The sequence below is a fragment of the Gorillibacterium timonense genome (genome assembly GCF_001457415.1).
GTDB lineage: Bacteria > Bacillota > Bacilli > Paenibacillales > NBRC-103111 > Gorillibacterium > Gorillibacterium timonense.
The window spans coordinates 15,030-36,221 of record NZ_LN881721.1 but is presented as its reverse complement, the minus strand read 5'-3'; the positions used below and the strand labels follow the sequence as shown (position 1 = coordinate 36,221).

The following is a 21,192-nucleotide window of genomic DNA, read 5'->3' as shown; positions in this document are numbered from 1 at the left end:
AATTAACCCCCTCCGGAAAATATCCCATTCAAAAGCAACAGGACCGGCCTGTAGCGGCCGATCCTGTCCCCGTTCCTCTCTGTTCTTCCTATTTGATTCTGCCGAGTCGCCACTTGTAGGCGATATACATCATCAGACTGGGCACCCCGATGATGAGGCAGAGAGCTGCACCCACAAAGGTTACCCCGTCGAGCAGTTGATCCCTCAAGTGATTTCCTCCAATAGCGAACGGATCCCGTACCACAATCACGAAGATGGCGAAAAGCAGCAGCGCGATGAGAGCGCTCCATCCGGTGACTCGGCTCATGCGCTTATATTTCTCACGATGTGTCGTCCGCTCCGAATAGATGGGCTTAGTCCCGGGCGCTGCCGAGAAAATGTGCATTCCACTTGACGAACAAATCGGCTTCCAGCCTGCGGAACGAAAGGTTTCCCAGTATTCCTCCAGATCTCCTTTGTCGACTGAATGCATATCCAGACAATACTCCAGCATCTGCGGCTCTCCGCGCCTCAAGCGGAATCCGAGGAAGGCGAAGGACTCGAACAGCCAGCCCTGAGCGGCCAACTGACTCAGCTTGCGCATTTCCGATTCCTCCGCGAATGCCAAGCCCATGGAAGGTATGTAACGGGTTTCTTCCTTTTTCATTCGTAATCCCCCTCTTTCGTCTGTTCGATGGCGATTCGGCCGTGCTCGGCCATGCGCGCTCTCCGTTCGATTTCGTTCTCGATCATGGAGCGCCCTTTTTCAGTGAGTGAATAGGTTTTGCGCCGCTCATCCTCATCCTCGTTCAAAACCAGGTAACCCGCCTTCTGCATCTTCTTGATCAGCGTGTAGAGAGTTGCCGGCCCCATGGTCACTTCTTCCTCTGTCAATTCCGAGATGTACTTCATGATTCCGTAGCCGTGCCGCGGTGTCAGCAGCGAAATCAGGATGTAATACGCCGGATCGGTCAATTGCTCCAGCTCATAGCTACTGCTCCTGGACATAAGGTTCCTCCTTGCGATTGAGTTGTTTTGTATCATTCTTTGATGTATCCACTATGGATATGTCTTATATGGATATAGTATCATCGCTTGTTTTCCTTGTCAACGATTTCCTCCGCCAAAACGTGGTGTGCCTTCGCTTCCACTCAACCCCCATGCCACGGATGATCCCGCCTCTTTTCCCACCATTTGCCGCCGAATTTATCCTCATGAAAGGGTTGAACGTGTACGGGGCAGCAAAAAACGCCATGCTCTCCGGTATCCCGGACAACATGGCGTCATTGAAATTAATATGAAAAGGGCTCCCGACTGAATTACAAGTAGATCGGGCGAACCTGGTTGGTCTGCTCCCGGTTGCGGCCGACGGAGAAGATGGAGATCGGGATGCCGGTAAGCTCCGATACGCGGCTTACATAGCGGCGAGTATTCTCCGGAAGCTCCTCCATCGAGCGCACGCCCGTGATGTCCTCGCTCCAGCCTGGCAGCTCCTCATAGACGGCTTCGCATTCGTTCAGCATATCGAGGCTTGCCGGATAGTGCTCGATGAGCTCGCCGCGGTACCGGTAGCTGGTGCAAATCTTCACGGTCTCCAGGCCCGTCAGCACGTCGAGCGAATTGAGCGAGAGGCCCGTGATGCCGCTGACGCGGCGCGCATGGCGAACGACCACGCTGTCGAACCAGCCTACCCGGCGAGGACGTCCGGTCACCGTGCCATACTCATGGCCGGTCTCGCGGATTTGGTCGCCGATGGCGTTGTTCAGCTCGGTCGGGAAAGGACCGTCGCCTACGCGGGTCGTGTAAGCCTTCGCCACCCCGATGATTTGATGGATCTTCGTCGGACCGACTCCGGACCCGATGCAGACGGCTCCGGCGGAAGGATTCGAAGACGTGACGAACGGATAGGTGCCATGGTCGATGTCCAGCATCACGCCTTGCGCCCCTTCGAACAGAACGCGCTTGCCTTGATCAATCATGTCGTTTAAGACGACGGAAGTGTCGGTCACAAAGCCGCGCAGCTTCTCGGCATAGCCCAGGTAGGTGGCGAGAATCTCTTCAACGTCGACTCCTTGGCCCTCATAGACCTGTTCAATCAGCGAGTTCTTTTCTTTGACGTTATGGCGCAGCTTGCGTTCGAATTCCTTCGCGTCGAGCAGGTCGGCCATGCGGATGCCGCTGCGAGCGGCTTTGTCCATGTAGCAGGGTCCGATCCCCTTGCCGGTCGTGCCGATCTTGTTCGCACCCTTGCGCTCTTCCTCCAGCTTATCGAGCAGGAGGTGATACGGCAGGATGACATGAGCGCGATCGCTGATCTTCAGGTTGGCGGTGGAAAAACCATTCTCCTGAATGTAAGCGATTTCCTCAATCAGCGCTCCCGGATTGATTACCGTGCCGTTGCCGATAACGCAGAGCTTTTCGTTATAAAAGATCCCGGACGGAATCAAGGTGAGTTTGTATTTTTTATTATCGATCAGAATGGTATGTCCGGCATTATTCCCGCCTTGGTAGCGAGCGACTACCTCCGCCGATTCAGCCAGAAAATCCGTGATTTTGCCTTTTCCTTCGTCTCCCCATTGGGTTCCGACGACTACTACGGTTGGCATGAACATTCCCCCGTTGGCCGCGCCTTCGGGCGCGCCGATTTTTGCCGCTTCGGGTCCGCACCAGCCGGTGCCGGACACAACAAATGAGCCCATGACCGCATCCTTCCGTGCAGGACATAAGGCCTTGCACTTCAGTGACGCATCAAAGCGGCATTACCAGTGTAACAGCCACCTCAGGCAAAGTCAATTTCGAAAGGCGAACATTCGAAATATATAAATATAAAATGTTCGTGAATAAGCAGGCCGCTATGAGCTTCTTCCTCGTTCTATCAAACCTGCGGTCGGTAGTGCCGAACAGATTCTCCATTGGGTCTCTACTTCGCTCAATAAAGCAGCCGTCCCTTGGGACGGCTGCTCCACGATCACCCCGCCGCGCTCGCCTGCTGTTGGCTGCGGTCGAGGCTGACGAATTTGTTGTAGTTTTTGAGAAAAGCCAGCTCCACGGTGCCGACAGGACCGTTACGCTGCTTGGCAATGATGATTTCGATGATGTTCTTCTTCTCCGACTCCTGATTGTAGTAATCATCCCGGTACAGGAACGCGACGATATCGGCGTCCTGCTCGATCGAGCCCGATTCCCGCAAGTCCGACATCATCGGACGCTTGTCCTGCCGCTGCTCTACGCCCCGGCTGAGCTGAGACAAGGCGATAACCGGAACCTCCAGCTCACGAGCGATCTGCTTGAGCGTCCGTGAGATCTCCGAGACCTCCTGCTGGCGGTTCTCGCCATTCTTGCTGCGGCCGTGAATGAGCTGCAGGTAGTCGATGAGGATCATGCCGAGGCCGCGTTCCTTCTTCAGCCGCCGGCACTTGGCGCGGATGTCGCTGACCGTGACCGAAGGGGAATCATCGATGTAGATGTTGGCCTCGGACAACGATCCGATCGCCATCGTCATCTTCTCCCAATCGTCCGGCTCCAGGAATCCGGTTCTCAGCCGCGTCGCGTCTACGTTCGCTTCCGCGCAAATCATACGCTGAACGAGCTGAGCCGCGCCCATTTCCAGACTGAAGATTGCGACGGTCTCCTTCTCGCGGACGCCGACATTCTGGGCGATGTTGAGCGCGAAGGCGGTTTTCCCGACGGAAGGCCGCGCCGCTACGATGATGAGGTCGGAACGCTGAAACCCGGAGGTCATCTTGTCGAGATCGCGGAACCCGGAAGCGATGCCGGTCGTTCCTCCCTTGTTCTGCGAGAGAAATTCCACCTTCTCGAAGACCTCCATCAGCACATCCCGTATCGAGATGAAGCCGTTGCCGCCGCGGCGGTTGGAGATTTCGAGAATGCGCGCCTCCGCTTCGCTGAGCAGCCCGCCTACATCGTCTTCACTCGCGTATCCGTTGGTGACAATCTGCGTGGCCGCCCGGATCAGGCGGCGCAGCATCGACTTCTCTTCTACGATCTGTGCGTAGTAATCGATATTGGCAGCCGTCGGAACGGCATTGGCAAGCTCCGAGAGGTACGTGACGCCGCCCACCTCGTCCAGCTGCCCGCGCGCCTGAAGCTTGGCGGTCAGCGTGACCAGATCGACCGGCTCGTCCCCTTCGGAGAGAGAGATCATTCCGTCAAAGATATAGCGGTGACTCGTCCGGTAGAAATCGTCGCCGGTCAGCCGTTCCATCGCCGTGACGAGCGATTCTCCGTCCAGCAAGATGGCGCCGAGCACCGCCTGCTCCGCCTCCAGGTTTTGCGGCGGAACCCGCTCGAGCAGCAGTTCGCCTTCCATTCCCTCTTATTCCTCCGTCACGTGAACCTTCAAGGTTCCGGTGATTTCGGGGTACAGCTTGATGGGAATATCCGTCGTTCCGATTGTGCGGATCGGATCCTCGAGCACCATTTTGCGCTTGTCGATGGTGATTTTGTGCGTCTTCTCCAGCTCTTCGGCAATTTGCTTCGTCGTGATGGAGCCGAACAGCCGGCCGCCTTCGCCTGCTTTATGCTTGATCGTCAAGGACAGGCTGCCGAGGCGATCGGCGAGCGCTTTGGCCTCTTCCTTTTCGCGTTCCTTCTTCTTCACTTCGGATTGCTTCTGCAGATCCAGGGTCTTGATATTGCCATCGGTAGCCGGCTTCGCTACTCCTTGCTTGAACAGAAAATTTTTGGCGTAGCCCTCCGAAACCTCTTTGACTTCGCCCTTCTTGCCTTGCCCTTTAACATCCTTCAAAAAGATAACCTTCATTCTGCTAACCCCTCTTCCATCATCATTTTCGCTAAAATCCGCTTGAGCCGGTCGGTCACTTCCCCGATCTCCCCTTCCACCTGCGTTGCCGCATTGGACAAGTGACCGCCGCCGCCCATTTGCTCCATGACCAGTTGAACGTTAATGTCGCCCGTGGAACGGGCGCTGATGCCGATAAGCCCATCCGTCCGCTCCCCGATGACGAAGGAACCGATGATACCGGACATGTTTAGGAGAGTATCGGCGACTTGAGCGAACAGCACTTGATTGTACCGTTTGCCTTTCTCCGCCGCGGCAATGGCAATCCGGTCATAGAGGATTTCGGCATGCTTGATAATATCCGCCTTGCTGACAAAGGTGGTCAAGTCTTCCTTCTGCCATTGTTGGATCATTCCGAGGTCCGCCCCGCTGCGGCGCAGATAAGAGGCCGCGTCGAAGGTGCGAGAGCCGGTCCGGAGGCTGAAATTCTTCGTATCCATCATCATGCCGGCAAGAAGCGCCGTCGCTTCGAGGGCCCCTAGCGTGAGCCGCTCATGAATATACTGCAAGAGCTCCGTCACCAGCTCGCAGGTGGATGAGGCGTAAGGTTCCATGTAGATGAGCATGGCGTCCTGCAAGTAATCCTCTCCACGCCGGTGATGGTCGATCACCACCACCCGGTTGGTCTGATTCAGCACACGCGGCTCCGAAACCATCGACGACTTATGCGTATCGACGACGACCGCGAGGGTTCTCGCCGTCGTAATTTGCGTAGCTTGGTCAGGAGTAATGAACCGGCTCGCCTGATTCTCCTCCTTCAGCTCATTCATCAGCATCTGAATCGAAGGGCCAACGCTGTCGACGATAATGAAGCCTTCCTTCTTATGCGCTTGGACGGCCTTCAGGACGCCGATCGCCGCCCCGATCGAATCGAGATCGGGAAGCTTGTGGCCCATGATGACCACATTGTCGCTCTCCTTAATTAAATCCCGCAGCGCGTGAGCGATGACCCGCGCACGGACCCGCGTCCTCTTCTCGACGGCGTTGGTTCTTCCGCCGTAGAAGGAGGTTTTGTCCCCCACCTTCACGGCCACCTGATCGCCTCCGCGGCCGAGTGCCATGTCGAGACTTGACTGCGCCAGCTGGCCGAGCTCGGTGATGCTCTCCGTTCCTGAAGCGATCCCGATGCTCAGTGTAATCGGGACCTTCTGCTCCGCGGTCATGTCGCGAACATCGTCCAGCAGGCTGAACCGATCCTGCTCCAGCTCCTGCAGCGAGCGCTGATTCATCAGGAGAAGATGGCGTTCCGAGGACAAGCGGCGAAGATAAATCCCGTTCTGCTGTGCCCATTCGTTCATCACGCTGGTGACCTTGGCCAGGAGGATGCTGCGGGTCTGGTCATCCATTCCTTGGGTGGCTTCCTCCAGATTGTCCAGCAGCACGATGCCGATCGCCAGCTTCTCGTCCTCATACCGCTGGCGCAATTCCGTCTGCTCGGTGATGTTCCGGAGGAAGATCAGGCGCTCGGTCTCCTTGATGAGTCCCTGATAAATTTTGCCTTCGATCAGAAAATCGACCAGCGAATCCCGGTCTTTCTTCTTCATAGCGGGAATCACTTCGCCGAGCGGATCGCCGATCACCGATTCCTTGCCGAGGATTTGCCCGACGAACGGGTTGTGCCATTCGATCCGCTTCTCCTCGTCATAGAGGATGATGCCGATCGGCATCTCCTGCAAAACTACGTTGCCGACCTTCTTGATCCGGTTGGACAAGGTGGCCGCATAGCGGTTCAAATCCTTGCGAAATGCCTTTTCCGCTTGAACCGTATAGAACGCGAGAACCGCCGTCAGGACAAGTCCGGCCGCTGTGAGCCGCCAGTCCAGGCGAAGCAGCACAAGGGACAGCAGGACGAGGCCCGCCAGAGCCGCGATCATATGGCGGCCATGCCAGCGATTCAGCAGTTTCTTCGGCATTGCAGTACGCCTCCGCTTGTCATGGTTTATCCGTCAGCCTTTCCTTCAACGAGAACAACAGATCCAACAGTCCGATGAACACCGCCATATACATACCCGCGTTCCAGACCACGATCAGGACAAGCGCAATCCAAGGAATCGCTCGCGGCCACTTGTATTTGCGGCAGAGAAAGGCGAGGAACGACAGAGCTTGAATACAGAGCAGAATGGACAAGAGCGGCAGCAGATTCAGCACGATCATTGCCAACGCGGAGCCGTTTGTCTGGTTTACGAACAGGCTGACCACCATGACCACGATAAAATAGATAGCCGTCACGCGCGGGACTTTCCACTTACTGAGCGGCGGCAAAGGCGGAATACTTCCATCTCCTTTACCAAACAGCCAGCGGGAGAGGCCATGGGTGACGAAGGCATAATAGAACCCGATCATCAGCATCATCAGCGGCGAAACCATCTGCAGGGTATACATCGTAACTTCAAGCATCGATAAGTCCACCATGCCGCTTGGAAGGGTAGACAGGCTGTCATGCAGCATGGTCTTCATCGCTTCAAACGGGTCCTGGCCAGCAAGCCGTACGGCGATAAGGCTGAGGACGATTTCCACGACGAGAGTGAGAGCCCCGGCTACAACGGTCTTAAAGGCTGACCACTTGCGCTTGTATAAAATGCCCATAATGACAGCGCCGGGCAGGAAAATGAGCGGAAACAACAGCATCAAGGGCCCGATTCGCCCACCGACGAGCACGACTAGCAGCACATTCAAGCCATAGACCGGAATAAACCATTTCAGATCCAGTTTCACATACAGATAGAGGATGACCGCCATCATAAAGTGGATCGAGAGGAAATTGATTCCGGGTACAATCAACGAGAAAAATAAAAGAAAATGGACGACGCTCCAAACAAGCGGCATCCGTAGGCTCGAAAGCTTACGGTTCACCCGGTTTCACTCAACCTCTCTTTGATCAGACTTACCCCTCATTATAGCATAACAACTCGTCGTCGGGATAGAAACGCCCTCGCGGGTAATGCCAATTGGGCTGCGCCAATGACGAGCAGAATCACTGATTTCGTGAGAAAAAAGCACGCATCGGATCAAATAAATACCAACAAAGGCGCTCATCCCGGTTATTCCTTAAGAAAAGAAAATCAGCCGGGCTTGGCCCGGCTGATGGTTTGTTGTTCCCGATCTTACTCGGTGGTGTAAGGAAGCAGAGCGATTTGACGGGAGCGCTTGATCGCGGTCGTCAACATCCGTTGGTACTTAGCGGACGTACCGGTTACACGACGGGGAAGAATCTTCCCGCGCTCGCTGATGAACTTGCGGAGCGTGTCGGTGTCCTTGTAATCGATATATTTGATCTTATTGACGGTGAAGTAGCACACTTTGCGGCGCTTGTTGCGGCCCTTGCGGCCTCCGAACTTGCGTTCGCCGCGCTCTTCTCCATCGCGTTTGTTGATGCTCATCCTTGTTTCATTCCTTCCGGTTTAAAATGGCAAATCATCATCCGATATATCAATCGGCTTGCCGTCGTCTGCGAAGGGGTCCTGGTGCTCCCGTCCTCCTCCGCCGTATCGGTTGCCGGCCGGTTCCTCACGGTATCCCCCGTTTCCTTCCGACCGACCTCCGCCTTCGCGGTTCGCGGATTCCAGGAATCGCACATTGTCGGCGACCACTTCGGTGACGTACACCTTGCGGCCTTCGTTGTTGTCATAGTTCCGCACTTGAATACGGCCTTCGACGGCGCACAGGCGGCCCTTACGCAAATAGTTTGCGCAGGTCTCTGCGAGCTGTCTCCAGGTGACAACCGGTATGAAATCGGCTTCGCGTTCCTTCTGCTGATTCGTAAAGGGACGGTCCACCGCCAGGGTAAACTGGGTTACGGCGACACCGGCAGGCGTATAGCGAAGCTCCGGGTCACGGGTCAATCTTCCGATCAGAATCACACGATTTAACATCGGATTCCTCCTAACGGCAATAAAAACAGTGGTCTTAACGAAACGATTAAGCTACGTCGTTGATGATCAGGTAACGAATGACTTCGTCGGAAATCTTCATTACGCGTTCCAATTCAGCAACAACCTGAGGGGTTGCGTTGAAGTTGACGAGAACATAGTACCCGTCGCGGAACTTCTTGATCTCATACGCGAGACGGCGTTTGCCCATGACATCGCTTTTCGTTACTTCTCCACCGTTGTTAATGATGGCTTGGAATTTTTCCACCGCTGCTTGAAAAGCTTGTTCTTCCACATCCGGACGAACAATGTACATTACTTCGTACTTGCGCATTATCGATTCACCTCCTTATGGACTTGGCGGCTCCTTCTTGGACATGAGGGCATCCGAAGATGCCGAAGGAGCAAGGAGCGAGATAAGGGTAAACAAACTCGCACTTTCTAACTATAGCACTTTGACCAAGCAAACACAAGCAGCACCTTCCACGCCAACGGCTGGAGCTATGCCAACCCCCTCGGCTTTCTGGTCCCGGGTTTCCCGCTGCATTCCTCTTATTTCGATCCACTGTACCCTCGTATCACTGCTGATCCGCCGCGCCGGTTTCCCTCCGCTTTCCGTCCTTTGACTCCTAAGAAGACTGAAGGAGACCAACCTCGACATTCCTTTACTTTCCACACTATTGGTTCCTAAGAAGTCCAAGGGACCGACTCCGACATTCCTTCACTTTCCACCTCAGCAGCCCTCATGGAAACCATTGCGCCTGAGAACTCTAAATAGGAAACGGGAGGTGACCCTCATGGGCGAAAAAACTGAATTCCGCGCTGGAGACCAGGTGCCAAATACCGGTATCTATATGGAGATCGGCGAGAACGACCGGATCATGGGCATCCAGAATCCGCAGACGATCCACCTGGAGGCCGGAGACAAATTTCCGGAGCCGTCGAATCACAACCGCAAGTGGAGCCGCAAGCACCGCAATTCCGAGAATTAAACACGGTAGCTGGCGGTAACTTGTGCTTTCCCGCATACCCAAAAGACCGTAACCGGCACAAGTGACCTGCTGCCGAATACGGTCCTCTTTCTAATCCCCTGGTTCCCGCATAATAACCATCGCCGCTTCATCACGCTTAGCGGTTCTCGGCAATCAGGGTGAAGGTCTTCGGAATTCCTTTGTCATAGATGTCGGAGGACTGATTCGGCAGCTCTTCTAGCTTCCGAATGAAGAGTCCTTCCTGCGCGGCCCCGGTCACGATTTCCCCCAAGGTCCAATTCCGCAGCTTGACTGTCGGAACCTCCCCCTGCTTCTCGCTATCGGGCAGAAACTTCGTGAAGGCGGCTTCTTTCACTTCCAACGTTTCATCGAAATAATCGCCGGTCACCTTGTGCTTGCGGATCGCCGCGGTCGTACCGCGAGAGGAGATCAGCTTCGTGGACACCGGATGGAAATCTTGCAGGATCAAGATTCCCCCTTTGGTCAGAAGCTGGCGGACCGTTCGGAACAGCGGTTCGAGATCGGTAAAGTAATGAAGGATTCCGAACTCCATGAACACGATATCGTAAGGAGCGGCGAACTCCGCTTCGGGAAGATCGAGTACATCGGCCTGCACATAGCGCAGCGGCACCTGAGCCGAAAGCGCCAATTCACGGGCGTATCGCTCGTTCCCCTCCGAGAAATCGATCACCGTCACCTCCGCACCAAGCAGAGCGAGCGCAACGGCCTTGTTGCCGTTGGAACCGAGGAGATTGACGATTCTTTTACCCGTCAGCGGCTCCCCCATCTCTGCAAGCACGGACCCAATCCGTTTGTTCGGATCCTGCGCAATCTTCTCCGCCGCCTCCTGCGGAGTTCCGAAGCGCTCTAGCCATGCCGCATAGGTTCCGCTGTTCCATGCCTTGCGGTTTTGTTCTTCCCGGTCCACGCTGCTCATCTCCATTTCGATCCTGAATGATATAGAAAAAGCCTCCTGCCCGAAACCGGGAGAAGACTTCACGTTTATTACGAGCGGAGAGGGTGGGATTCGAACCCACGCACGCTTTGACACGCCTAACTGATTTCGAGTCAGCCCCCTTGGGCCTCTTGGGTACCTCTCCATATGGACGACACAAACGTTATTGTATCATAGATTCTTCTCGAAATGCAACAACTGATTAACCGCTTAGCGCTAGCCCATAAAGGCGTTCAGGTGCACGCGCAAGCCATGGCGGCGCACCCATCTCTCACCGACGCTCTTCAGAAGTCCAGTCCGTAAACCGGTCGATCCCTTCCCCCCGTTCTGCCTGGCTTCGTCCGGTTACTTCCTTCTCCCTGGCATCGATCAGTCCCCTCTCTCTTGCGGACTCTCGCCTGCCCGCCGCTCCTCTTCCTGGGCTGCCAATATTGGGTTTGAGCGCAGCACCTTTTTCATCTTGCTCTCGAATTTGGCCCGTGGAATCAGCACGCTGTGCTTGCAACCGGTACAGCGGACCCGGATGTCCATGCCCATCCGGATGATCTCCATCTCGTTGACTCCACAAGGATGGGGCTTTTTCATCATGACGACATCGCCTAGTTGGAATTGCTTCCGTTCCATCTCCTCACCCCTTCTCTTCCGGCAGATAGGTTGCTCCCAAGACCCGAGGCAGCTCTTCGTCCTTCCATTTGCGTTCAAGCTCCAGATTCAGCTCCCGGACAATGCTCTGACGGGTGTTCGGCTGGCACTCGAGGCTGATCCGCACAGCTGCATTGCTCTCGCCGAGCGTCTGAATCCCATGCACAACGGGCTCGCTCACCACATACGGATTGGTTTCATAGAGCTTTTGCAGAATCGGCTTGAGTCCTTCGATCGCCTTCTCTACATCATCTTGGTAGTTGAACGACAGATCGATTACGGCCACCGAATTGCTCATCGAATAGTTCGTAACCGCCTGAATGGTGCTGTTCGGAAGAATGTAGATTTCACCGGTCCATGCCCGGATCGTCGTCACCCTCAGACCGATGGATTCCACCGTTCCGCGATAGGTCCCCGTCTGAATCACATCACCGACGGCGAACTGGTCCTCAAAGATAATAAAGAAACCTGTAATAATATCTTTGACAATGCTTTGAGCGCCAAACCCGATAGCCAATCCAACCACCCCAGCCCCTGCCAAAAGAGGTGCCAAATCAAAGTTGAACTGACTCAAGATAAGAAGAATAGCCAAAAAATTTACCGCATAGGTGATGACGTTCTCGACCAAAACCCCAATGGTTTTTGACCGGCGTGCATTGATCCGAAGCCTGCTCGAATCCTTTTCGACGATCATTTTGGCAATCGCAGTCCGGGCAAAGCGGTTGATCAGCCTCGCAGCAACCAGGATCAACAGTACTTTGAGCAGGACGGAGAGAAGCCCCCACCACATATCTGGGTTCATGAAAAAATCGCGGATGTCATCGAGATAAGTTCGCGCCTCCTGTATATCATCCACGAGCAGTGCCAAGATCACGTCTCATTCTCCCCCTTCTTCCTCTATCTCTTGCCTTCCTCTTTCTTGCCTTAGCCCACCTGCACATAGCCTTCGTTCTGCTGTTTGAAAATCCCGCGAATCTCCACCTGCTCGGCAGCCATGATCTCCTTCACCTTCGGGAGCTCTTCCTCGGGAAATCCGATGGACAGTGCGCAGCCGGCCGTTATGCTCTTCGGAGTCGGCTGGGTGTCGCTTTCGACCCCCGCATAATCAAGCAGCATTTCCATACGCAAAGCCTGCTGGGTGGAATCAAATGCGATCAAGAGCATAGCCTTCTCTCTCCCTACGTATAAAACTACCAAGTCCTTCATATACTAGTAAAAAAACAACGAGTCGGAGGAATCCTATGAAGCTCCAGCCCGAAACATCCGTTCCGCTTTCCTTCCCCCCCGTCCTCCTATCGAAAGACGAAGGCCGCGTCGCCGAACGCGTCGCCGATCACTTATCCGACTGCATTCGTTCGGTTCCTTCGGAACGGCCGGTCGTGTTCGTTTGTGTCGGAACGGATCGCTCGACCGGCGATTCTCTCGGCCCCTTGGTCGGCTCCCGGCTTCGCCGCTATAGCTTCAGCGACATTCATCTGTACGGAACCCTGGACCAACCAGTCCACGCGATGAATCTGAATGAAACCATGTGCTCCGTTCACCGCGACTTCAACAATCCGTTTATCATCGGCATTGACGCCTGCCTCGGTCAGCTTGCTCATATCGGAAGCATCAAGCTATCTCCTGGACCTCTCAAGCCGGGTGCTGGGGTCAACAAGGAGCTCCCCCATGTTGGAGACATGCACATCACAGGGATCGTCAACGTCGGCGGCTTCATGGAATATTTCGTTCTGCAAAATACACGGCTCAGCCTCGTCATGGACTTAGCCGAGCTCATTGCCAAGGGGATCTACATCTCCCTCATCAACTGCGGCAGGATCACTCTCTTCTCTTCCACCCTGTACCGGGAGCAAGCTTCATCCAGCATTGAATAAGAAATCTGTCATTACCACTTCATACGCTGTAGTCTCTAAATCGTTGTTTCCGCACCCTTTTCCATGCCCATTGACGCCGACTCACATCTGCACGATTAAGGGTGACAGTGTACTAGAGCGCACCTTCAAACCGGGGGGTATGCCGGGAGCACGAATAAGAATTGTCGGATGCGGCCCGGCTTATGCCTTCATCAAGCCATCCCCTACGAGTTGAATCAGCCTAAATTCGGGTTTGAAGAAACGTCACAACCTGTCCCAACGGTTTTAAAGCCAACGAGGACAGGTGTTTCTTTTGGACGTCGGTCGTTACTTGCTCGCCCCTCCGGCCGCCAGTTCGATGACTTGCTTTTCCTCTGGCGACAAAGCGTACGTCGATTCACCCTTATTCAACGGCTTCGCATACATGAAGGTTTGCTCACGGCTGTGTATTCCCGTCAGCACTACCCCATCGCGATAATCGTTCAGAATGGCCATCGAGAAGCTGAGGTCGCTTCCGTGTTGATCAAAAGCATGGTAACGAATCATCTCTACCTTTGTTTTATGGAGCTTGAGCGTCTCCTTCAATTCCCGCAAGGCCATTTCGTTAGCTTCCGTAGCTCTCCCCCAGGTTTTCACTCTCTCTTGGACATCAATGAGCAATTCTTCGTAGTCCGCCCCCGATTTCCCGTTCAACATCGCTTTATATCGTTTATTCATCCGACCAAGCCGAACCAATACGATGATAAATAAGATCAAGGACAATACAAATAAACCAAGTCCAAGAGCAAAAAACAATTCCGGCTGCCCAAGCGTCTCCCCGCTGAGATCCATAGTCTTTCCATCCCCTTTTTCTCTACTCCATCATTTTGCCGGCATGGTCCGGATAGCCTCCAGAAAGGTATCGACTTGTTCGGTAGTCGTCGCATACCCGACACTCGACCGAACCGCCCCCGTTTCGGTCGTACCCGCCGTTTGATGCCCAAGCGGACTGCAGTGATAGCCTGCCCGTACCGCGATCCCGTATTCCCGATCCAACCGGTGGGCCGTTACTGCCGGATCTTCCCCTTTACGGACAAAGGCAAGCAACGACGCTCGCTCCTCCCCCCGATTCGGACCCAGGCAGCAGATGCCGGGAATCGCCTCCAGCCCCTCCTGCATTCGCCTGATCAATTTGCTTTCATGGGCTCGAATGGAGGCAACGGTCTCGGTGTTCACGAACCTTACTCCCTCTTTTAACCCCACCAATCCCGGCGTATTGCGCGTACCCGCTTCATATCGTTCCGGACGAACCGTTGGCTGCCCAACCTCTTCGGAGTTACTGCCGGTTCCTCCATGGAGCAGCGGTTCAAGCTCAATCTCGGGATGGATATACAAACCGCCGGTTCCTTGAGGACCAAGCAGCCCTTTATGCCCCGGAAAAGCAAGCATGTCGATACCCATCGCATTCACATCGATCGGAAAACTACCGGCTGTCTGTGCCGCATCAACCAACAGCTTTACCCCACGCTCCGAACACATCTCTGCGATTTTTGCGATCGGCACGACACTCCCAAGCAGATTCGACGCATGGCTGCATGCAAACAGCTTCGTAGTTGGCCGGAACGCTTTTGACACCTCTTGGAGATCGATCGTTCCGTTACGAGAGGCACCAACGTACGTCACCTCTACCTGCTGATTTACACGAACCCACTCCAGCGGACGACGTACCGAATTGTGCTCCAGCTCCGTTGAGATCACATGATCACCCGGCTTCAGAAAACCTTTTATCGCCAAGTTCAACGCCTCTGTCGCGCTTGACAGCAGAGCGATATCCGTCGGCCGGTCAACATGGAATAACTTAGCCAATTCCACTCTACATTCGTAGATGGCACGCGACGCCGTCATCGCCTGCCTGTGCCCGCCTCTCCCCGGGTTGGCTCCATTCGCTCCCATGAAGTCCACCATCGCTTGTGCGACCCCTGTCGGCTTGGGCCAGGAGGAAGCCGCCCAATCGAGATACACCTGTTCCAAAGAAGGCCCCTCCTTCATTTGACTCCTATTCATTGCCACCTGATTGCAGCAGATCAAACGAAAAAGCATACCGGTGGTCCCCAAGGAATCACGCCGGTATGCTTAAGACGATCCGGTTATGATGGTGACCCTTGTAGCATATCCAACAAGCGCTGCAGGTCATCTTCGGAATAGTAGGAAAATTCAATTTTCCCTTTCTGTTTGCCGTGCTTGATCTTCACCGTCGTATGGAACTGCTCGCGCAACGTTTCTTCCGCTTGTAGGATGAAGGGATTCCCCTTCGCCTTTCTCGCAGGCTCCGCTTCTTTTTCCTTCCGCTGCTCCTGCTTTTTGATCGCTTCCTCCAGCTCCCGCACACTCCACTGTTCCCGAATGCAGATCTCGGCGAGCTGTTTCTTCGTCTTATCGCTCTTCACTCCGGCAATTGCACGAGCATGGCCCATCGATAATGTTCCACGTGAAACATGTTGTTTGATCTCTTCCGGCAGCTGCAGTAGGCGAAGAAAGTTGGCGACATGCGAGCGGCTCTTCCCAACCTTGACCGACAACTCTTCCTGAGTGAGCTGCAAGGAATCGGCTAGCGATTGATAAGCGACTGCTAATTCAATAGCGTTGAGATCCTCACGCTGAATGTTCTCAATAAGGGCGATTTCCATGACTTGTCTATCTGTGAAGGATTTGACAACGGCAGGTATGGTTTCGAGGCCACATTCCTGAGCCGCGCGAAATCTTCGTTCACCAGCAATGATCTCATAACCGCGGAGCACGCTGCGCACGATGATCGGCTGAATCACGCCATGTTCCTTGATGGATGAGGCCAATTCTTTGATCGTTTCCTCGTGGAACGTCTTTCGAGGCTGATAAGGATTGGCGCGGAGCTGTGTCAGTGGAATCTCCACAACCTTATCGTCATCGTTGATGTTTAAGGAAGGAATCAGAGCATCAAGCCCTCTACCCAAACGTTTATTCATACTGGATCACTTCCTTGGCAAGTTCCATATAAACTTCCGCTCCCTTGGAGCGAGGATCATAGGTAATAATGGATTGTCCGTGACTGGGGGCTTCGCTAAGTCGAACATTTCGCGGAATAATCGTTTGGTAAACCTTTTGCTGGAAATATTTCTTCACTTCTTCTATGACTTGAATACCCAGATTGGTGCGCGCATCAAACATCGTGAGCAGCACGCCTTCAATCTGTAAGCTCGTGTTCAGATGTTTTTGCACAAGTCTTACGGTATTCAGCAATTGACTGAGTCCTTCAAGCGCATAATATTCGCATTGGATTGGGATGATGACCGAATCCGCTGCCGTCAAGGAATTGACGGTTAGAATGCCAAGGGAAGGAGGACAGTCGATGAGGATGTAATCGAACAGATGCTTGATGAGTTGGAGCGATTTCTTCAAGCGCACCTCACGGGAGATGGTGGAGACAAGCTCAATTTCCGCACCGGCTAATTGAATCGTCGCCGGGATGATCTTGAGATTGGGAACGGACGTCTCCATGATCGCATCCTTCGGATGCACATCATTGATCAGAACGTCGTAGATACAGTTACTTACATCTGCTTTGTTTATTCCAATTCCGCTTGTCGTATTTCCTTGGGGATCAATATCAACCAACAGAACTTTTTTTCCGAGATAGGCCAGCGACGCACCTAGATTGACTGAAGTTGTGGTTTTCCCTACCCCGCCTTTTTGATTCGTCACAGCAATAATCTTGGACAAAGTGTTCACCCCAGAATTAGAAATACCGAAATCAGGCGGTTCTTCTGTGTTGGTGGGCTCTTCTTCCATGAGAGGCAAGGAAAAACCCATTCCTTTAGGTCGCCTGCCCGCGGGTTGATTTTTCTCCGTAAACGATATATCCAACTGCTTGTCCTTCCTATCCAGTGCATGATCCACTCGTTCAAAATAGATTGCTTGGAATCTATTCTCGTACTCGCAAATCATGAACTCTTTGTTGGGTTCTCTTGATGAATGATCCGGAATGATCGTATTCTATGAACGCAATCGACACGCTCATAGAAAGAAAACAGGCGCATGAAATACCTCTTCCGATCAGGCTTAGTCATTCTCATGCGTCACCCGTACACAATCAACCTTGCTCGTATGAATACGATCGGCTGCGATGAAGAAACAACAGAGTTAGATAGCGCCGTTATCGAGTTGATCCCGTACGAATAAAAAGGAGCCGAGAAAGAAAAAGGCTGCCTGGTTCGGCCAACAAGCCGGACAAGTCTGCCATGGGTTACGGCTTCCCTTCTATGAACGTTCACGCTACTTCTTCGGAATCGTGATGATGATTTCGTACCGATCGTCGTAATTCTGCTCCTTCGTATTGACCGTCATTCCCGAGTTGGAGATCATCTCTACGGATTGACGGATCGTATTCAGAGCCAACCGGACATCCTTTGTATAAGATAGCCTCTTTTGCTTCTTCAGCTTGTTCGCTTCCTTATAAAAAGCGATGCGAGCCTCCGTTTGTTTCACGTTTAACTCTTTAGTAATAATATCGCTTAATACTTTTAATTGCAATTCTTCATTATCCAAGGATAAAAGCGCGCGCGCATGTCTTTCCGTTATCTTTCTCTCGGCTAAAGCCTGCTTGATTCCATCTGGAAGCTGTATTAGCCGGATCTTATTTGCGATAGTTGATTGACTCTTCCCAAGCCGTTGAGCCAAGCTTTCTTGGGTGAGTTGATGAATTTCCATTAATTGCTGATAAGCCAGCGCCTCTTCCAATGCGGTGAGACCTTCCCGCTGCAAGTTTTCAATTAGAGCAATCGATGCGGCTTGCGAATCGTTAAATTCACGGACAATGGCCGGAATCGAATCTAAGCCAAGCTTCCGGACGGCCCGATACCGCCTCTCTCCCGCGATGATTTCAAAGCTTCCGTTGCGATACCGCACCACGATCGGTTGAATGACGCCATGCGTCTTGATCGTTTGGCATAGCTCATCAATGCGCTCCTCATCGAAGATGGTTCGCGGTTGATAAGGGCTTGGCACGATTTCATCAAGCGGAATTTGCTTTACTTCATCTGAAGGAACTCGCTCACCCAGGCCAAACAGCTTGGACAGATGCTCTTTCATCAGGCACAATCACCTACTCGTCTACATTAAAGGATAAACGCTAATCAGAGTCCTTTTTTGCCGATCCGTCCGCTGCGCAAGAGTCTGCTTTCAACCACAGTAAGCATTCGTTATGCCAGACTTAGAAAAGGATTCGAGCATCCTCTTCTCCACTTTTATGATAAGCGACTCGTGCACCAGAAGATCGAAATCCGATTGACTCCCGTCTACTTAATTCTCCATGGAGGCTGTTAATTCCTCCCTGATCGGGGCAACATTTCGCACTTGATTGTTTCACGTGGAACATGCGGGCATGAAATTGACTTTTCTCTCTTACTTGAGGGGCGTTTTTAGGGGGACGCCTGCCTTACGCGGATATTTCTTGGGTGTCGGCTTGGCTTTATTGAGCACAACCATGTACCGTGCTGCTTCTTCAAGAGGAAGAACAAAGGAGTAAAGATCGGCTAGCTCCGCGCCAAGCTCACGGATGGAAGCAGTTGCTTCCTCCACTTCCTCAGAAACAGCCGCTCCTTTCATGGCTGCAAACCATCCGTTTACCTTTACAAAAGGAAGACAAAGCTCATTGAGTACAGAAAGCCTGGCAACTGCTCTTGCGGTAACCGCATCGTATTGATCCCGATGCTCGGGAAGCCTGGCGACATCCTCCGCTCTCCCGTGAACAAGCTGAACGCCTTCAAGCTCCAGTTTCTCTGTCAGATGGCGGAGAAAGCCGATCCTCTTGTTGAGGGAGTCAACGATCGTCAGCTTCAGATGGGGGAAGACGATTTTCAAGGGAATTCCGGGAAAGCCCGCGCCCGATCCAATATCCGCCAAACTGCCGATTCCACTGAAATCCTTAAAGAAAGCAAGGGAAATTGAATCATAAAAATGCTTGATGTACACCTGCTCACGATCGGTTATCCCGGTCAGGTTCATCTTCTCATTCCACTCGACAAGCTCGCGGTAATAGAGGTCGAACTGCTCCAGTTGACGAGGAGATAGCGTAATCCCCTTCTCCTCCAACAGCCCGATCAACATCGCCTCGCTCGCATCATGACGGTTAAAAATTTGTTCACTCATCCGTTTCGAGCCGCCTTCACTTTGTTATAGTGCTCTAAATGGATCAACAAGATCGAGATGTCTGCCGGAGTCACACCTGCAATGCGCGAGGCTTGTCCGATGGATACCGGGCGAATCTTTTGCAGCTTCTGCTTCGCTTCAGAGGCGAGGCCGTGGATTTCCTCGTAGCGGATATCATCGGGGATTTTCTTCTTCTCCATCTTCTTCAGCCTCTCCACCTGAGCAAGCTGCTTCTCGATGTATCCCGCATACTTGATCTGAATCTCCACCTGCTCCTTCATGTCATCCGAAAGCTCATGCGGAGATGGGACAAGCGTGCTTACTTGCTCGTAGGAGACTTCCGGCCTTCGCAGAAGAGAAATTCCGTCGACCGCTTGGCTGATCGGAGCTGTGCCGATCTTCTCGAGGAACTGAGCCGTATCCTCATCCGGGCGGATTCGTGCTTCCTTCAATCTGCCGATTTCGGCTGCCACCATCTCTTTCTTAAGAAGGAAAGCGTCGTACCGATGTTGCGAAATGAGTCCGATCTCGTAGCCGATTGGAGTAAGGCGCAGGTCCGCGTTGTCATGGCGAAGCAGCAAGCGGTATTCAGCGCGAGAGGTTAGAAGGCGGTACGGTTCGTTCGTCCCCTTCGTAACCAAGTCATCGATGAGAACCCCAATGTAGCCTTCCGAGCGATCTAAGATAACCGGTTCTTTCCCTTGCACCTTGCGCGCTGCGTTGATACCAGCCATGATTCCTTGGCCGGCCGCTTCCTCATAGCCGGAAGTTCCGTTAATTTGTCCGGCTGTAAACAACCCACTGACGGCTTTCGTCTCTAAGGAAGGCAGCAGTTGAGTCGGAACGACCGCATCATATTCGATCGCGTATCCGGTCCGCATCATTTCCACCTGTTCCAGGCCTGGAATGGAGCGGAGAATTTGCAGCTGCACATCCTCCGGCATACTCGTAGATAGGCCTTGGACGTAGTATTCCGCCGTATTTCTTCCTTCCGGCTCCAGGAAGATCTGATGCTTCGGCTTGTCGGCAAATCGGACAATTTTGTCTTCAATAGACGGACAGTAGCGAGGTCCGGTCCCTTCGATCTGCCCGGTGAACATCGGAGCCCGGTGCAGGTTGCGGTTGATCACCTCATGAGTCTCGCTGGAGGTATAGGTGAGCCAGCACGGAAGCTGATTCGGAACTGGCTCGGTCGTCTCGTAAGAGAAAAACTTCGGATTCTCATCGCCCGGCTGAATCTCCGTCTTGCTGAAATCGATGGTGTCCTTGTGCACCCGTGGTGGAGTCCCCGTTTTGAAGCGGATGAGTTCAAGACCGAGCTCTTTGAGCGATTGCGAGAGCTTAACGGAAGGCTGTTGGTTATTCGGGCCGCTCTCGTACATCAATTCCCCGATGATGACCTTGCCGCGGAGATACGTGCCCGTCGTCAAGACGACCGCTTGACCATAGTAACGAGCTCCCGTCTTGGTGACGACGCCTCGAATGACACCGTCTTCTACGATCAGCTCCTCCGCCATTCCTTGCCGCAGCGTCAAATTCGGCTGCTTCTCGATGGTCTCCTTCATGGAGTGCTGGTATAGAAATTTATCCGCTTGTGCGCGTAGAGCATGGACCGCCGGCCCTTTTCCCGTGTTCAGCATGCGCATTTGAATGTAGGTCTTGTCGATGTTCCGTCCCATTTCACCGCCCAGCGCATCGATCTCCCTGACCACATGCCCTTTGGCAGGTCCGCCCACCGAAGGATTGCAGGGCATGAACGCCACCATGTCCAGATTGATGGTAAGAAGCAGCGTACGGCATCCCATCCGAGCTGCGGCGAGCGCTGATTCACAGCCCGCGTGGCCCGCTCCAATCACGATGACTTCATAATCGCCTGCGTCATAACCCATGGCTTGCCAACCTCCTCTATATCGAATGT

The 21,192-nt window shown here is 53.4% G+C and carries 23 protein-coding genes and 1 tRNA gene; 2 read left to right on the top strand and 22 right to left on the bottom strand.

The genetic code is table 11. The features are described 5' to 3' along the window. Positions 1-88: 88 nt before the first annotated feature. The 10 genes from BN2684_RS02325 to rpsF all read right to left on the bottom strand — a co-directional run bounded on the left by BN2684_RS02325 (position 89) and on the right by rpsF (position 9,004). Positions 89-646 (bottom strand): DUF2812 domain-containing protein, encoded by a 558-nt coding sequence (locus tag BN2684_RS02325; protein ID WP_058300573.1) that lies wholly within the window; start codon positions 644-646, stop codon positions 89-91. Continuing rightward, positions 643-987 (bottom strand): PadR family transcriptional regulator, encoded by a 345-nt coding sequence (locus BN2684_RS02320; protein ID WP_058300572.1) that lies wholly within the window; start codon positions 985-987, stop codon positions 643-645. Before BN2684_RS02320 ends, BN2684_RS02325 begins: the two co-directional genes overlap by 4 nt. Positions 988-1,298: 311 nt before the next feature. After that, on the bottom strand, positions 1,299-2,585 hold the full coding sequence (locus BN2684_RS02310) for an adenylosuccinate synthase (RefSeq protein WP_058300984.1): 1,287 nt from the start codon (positions 2,583-2,585) through the stop codon (positions 1,299-1,301). Positions 2,586-2,947: 362 nt separating this feature from the next. Then, positions 2,948-4,309 (bottom strand): replicative DNA helicase, encoded by a 1,362-nt coding sequence (gene dnaB / locus BN2684_RS02305; RefSeq protein WP_058300570.1) that lies wholly within the window; start codon positions 4,307-4,309, stop codon positions 2,948-2,950. Positions 4,310-4,315: 6 nt separating this feature from the next. Then, on the bottom strand, positions 4,316-4,762 hold the full coding sequence (rplI, locus tag BN2684_RS02300) for a 50S ribosomal protein L9 (protein ID WP_058300569.1): 447 nt from the start codon (positions 4,760-4,762) through the stop codon (positions 4,316-4,318). Continuing rightward, on the bottom strand, positions 4,759-6,714 hold the full coding sequence (locus BN2684_RS02295) for a DHH family phosphoesterase (RefSeq protein ID WP_058300568.1): 1,956 nt from the start codon (positions 6,712-6,714) through the stop codon (positions 4,759-4,761). The genes rplI and BN2684_RS02295 overlap by 4 nt, the downstream gene beginning before the upstream one ends. Positions 6,715-6,733: 19 nt before the next feature. Continuing rightward, positions 6,734-7,654, bottom strand: a complete 921-nt coding sequence (locus tag BN2684_RS02290; RefSeq protein ID WP_058300567.1) for a DUF2232 domain-containing protein — start codon at positions 7,652-7,654, stop codon at positions 6,734-6,736. Positions 7,655-7,905: 251 nt separating this feature from the next. Continuing rightward, positions 7,906-8,181, bottom strand: a complete 276-nt coding sequence (gene rpsR / locus BN2684_RS02285) for a 30S ribosomal protein S18 (RefSeq protein WP_058300566.1) — start codon at positions 8,179-8,181, stop codon at positions 7,906-7,908. A gap of 21 nt (positions 8,182-8,202) precedes the next feature. Further along, positions 8,203-8,673: a single-stranded DNA-binding protein gene (gene ssb / locus BN2684_RS02280; RefSeq protein WP_058300565.1), complete on the bottom strand. Its 471-nt coding sequence runs from the start codon at positions 8,671-8,673 to the stop codon at positions 8,203-8,205. A 46-nt stretch (positions 8,674-8,719) separates the two neighbouring features. Continuing rightward, positions 8,720-9,004 carry a 30S ribosomal protein S6 gene (gene rpsF, locus BN2684_RS02275; protein WP_058300564.1) on the bottom strand — a complete coding sequence of 95 codons (285 nt, stop codon included), beginning with the start codon at positions 9,002-9,004 and terminating at the stop codon, positions 8,720-8,722. A 463-nt stretch (positions 9,005-9,467) separates the two neighbouring features. Here rpsF and BN2684_RS02265 point away from each other — a divergent pair, with 463 nt between their 5' ends. Next, positions 9,468-9,662: a YjzC family protein gene (locus BN2684_RS02265; RefSeq protein WP_058300562.1), complete on the top strand. Its 195-nt coding sequence runs from the start codon at positions 9,468-9,470 to the stop codon at positions 9,660-9,662. A gap of 136 nt (positions 9,663-9,798) precedes the next feature. On the opposite strand, the gene BN2684_RS02260 is transcribed toward BN2684_RS02265, so the two are convergent. From BN2684_RS02260 to BN2684_RS02240, 5 genes are all read right to left on the bottom strand, one after another. Continuing rightward, entirely contained in the window at positions 9,799-10,590 is a 792-nt protein-coding gene (locus tag BN2684_RS02260; RefSeq protein ID WP_199825297.1) for a class I SAM-dependent methyltransferase, read from the bottom strand. Positions 10,591-10,674: 84 nt separating this feature from the next. Next, positions 10,675-10,762: transfer RNA gene (locus tag BN2684_RS02255), tRNA-Ser, on the bottom strand. A gap of 224 nt (positions 10,763-10,986) precedes the next feature. Next, entirely contained in the window at positions 10,987-11,241 is a 255-nt protein-coding gene (locus tag BN2684_RS02250) for a DUF951 domain-containing protein (protein ID WP_058300561.1), read from the bottom strand. A gap of 4 nt (positions 11,242-11,245) precedes the next feature. After that, a complete protein-coding gene (locus BN2684_RS02245; protein WP_058300560.1) occupies positions 11,246-12,133 on the bottom strand; it encodes a mechanosensitive ion channel family protein in 888 nt (295 codons plus the stop codon). A 50-nt stretch (positions 12,134-12,183) separates the two neighbouring features. Next, positions 12,184-12,423, bottom strand: a complete 240-nt coding sequence (locus BN2684_RS02240) for a putative Se/S carrier protein (RefSeq protein ID WP_058300559.1) — start codon at positions 12,421-12,423, stop codon at positions 12,184-12,186. Between the two features lie 77 nt (positions 12,424-12,500). Between BN2684_RS02240 and yyaC the strand changes: the two genes are divergently transcribed. Further along, complete coding sequence (yyaC, locus tag BN2684_RS02235) at positions 12,501-13,133, top strand: spore protease YyaC (protein ID WP_058300558.1); 633 nt, start codon at positions 12,501-12,503, stop codon at positions 13,131-13,133. Between the two features lie 306 nt (positions 13,134-13,439). On the opposite strand, the gene BN2684_RS02230 is transcribed toward yyaC, so the two are convergent. The 7 genes from BN2684_RS02230 to mnmG form a co-directional block, all read right to left on the bottom strand. Next, positions 13,440-13,943: a DUF4446 family protein gene (locus tag BN2684_RS02230; protein WP_058300557.1), complete on the bottom strand. Its 504-nt coding sequence runs from the start codon at positions 13,941-13,943 to the stop codon at positions 13,440-13,442. 30 nt (positions 13,944-13,973) lie between these two features. Next, a complete protein-coding gene (locus BN2684_RS02225) occupies positions 13,974-15,113 on the bottom strand; it encodes an aminotransferase class V-fold PLP-dependent enzyme (RefSeq protein WP_316245501.1) in 1,140 nt (379 codons plus the stop codon). 125 nt (positions 15,114-15,238) lie between these two features. Beyond that, a complete protein-coding gene (locus tag BN2684_RS02220; RefSeq protein ID WP_058300555.1) occupies positions 15,239-16,093 on the bottom strand; it encodes a ParB/RepB/Spo0J family partition protein in 855 nt (284 codons plus the stop codon). Continuing rightward, a complete protein-coding gene (locus tag BN2684_RS02215; RefSeq protein ID WP_058300982.1) occupies positions 16,086-16,847 on the bottom strand; it encodes a ParA family protein in 762 nt (253 codons plus the stop codon). The genes BN2684_RS02220 and BN2684_RS02215 overlap by 8 nt, the downstream gene beginning before the upstream one ends. 552 nt (positions 16,848-17,399) lie before the next feature. Then, positions 17,400-18,215, bottom strand: a complete 816-nt coding sequence (gene noc, locus BN2684_RS02210; protein WP_058300554.1) for a nucleoid occlusion protein — start codon at positions 18,213-18,215, stop codon at positions 17,400-17,402. Positions 18,216-18,527: 312 nt separating this feature from the next. Then, on the bottom strand, positions 18,528-19,274 hold the full coding sequence (gene rsmG, locus BN2684_RS02205; protein WP_392388988.1) for a 16S rRNA (guanine(527)-N(7))-methyltransferase RsmG: 747 nt from the start codon (positions 19,272-19,274) through the stop codon (positions 18,528-18,530). Next, positions 19,271-21,163, bottom strand: a complete 1,893-nt coding sequence (mnmG, locus tag BN2684_RS02200; RefSeq protein ID WP_058300553.1) for a tRNA uridine-5-carboxymethylaminomethyl(34) synthesis enzyme MnmG — start codon at positions 21,161-21,163, stop codon at positions 19,271-19,273. Before mnmG ends, rsmG begins: the two co-directional genes overlap by 4 nt. Positions 21,164-21,192: the final 29 nt, after the last annotated feature.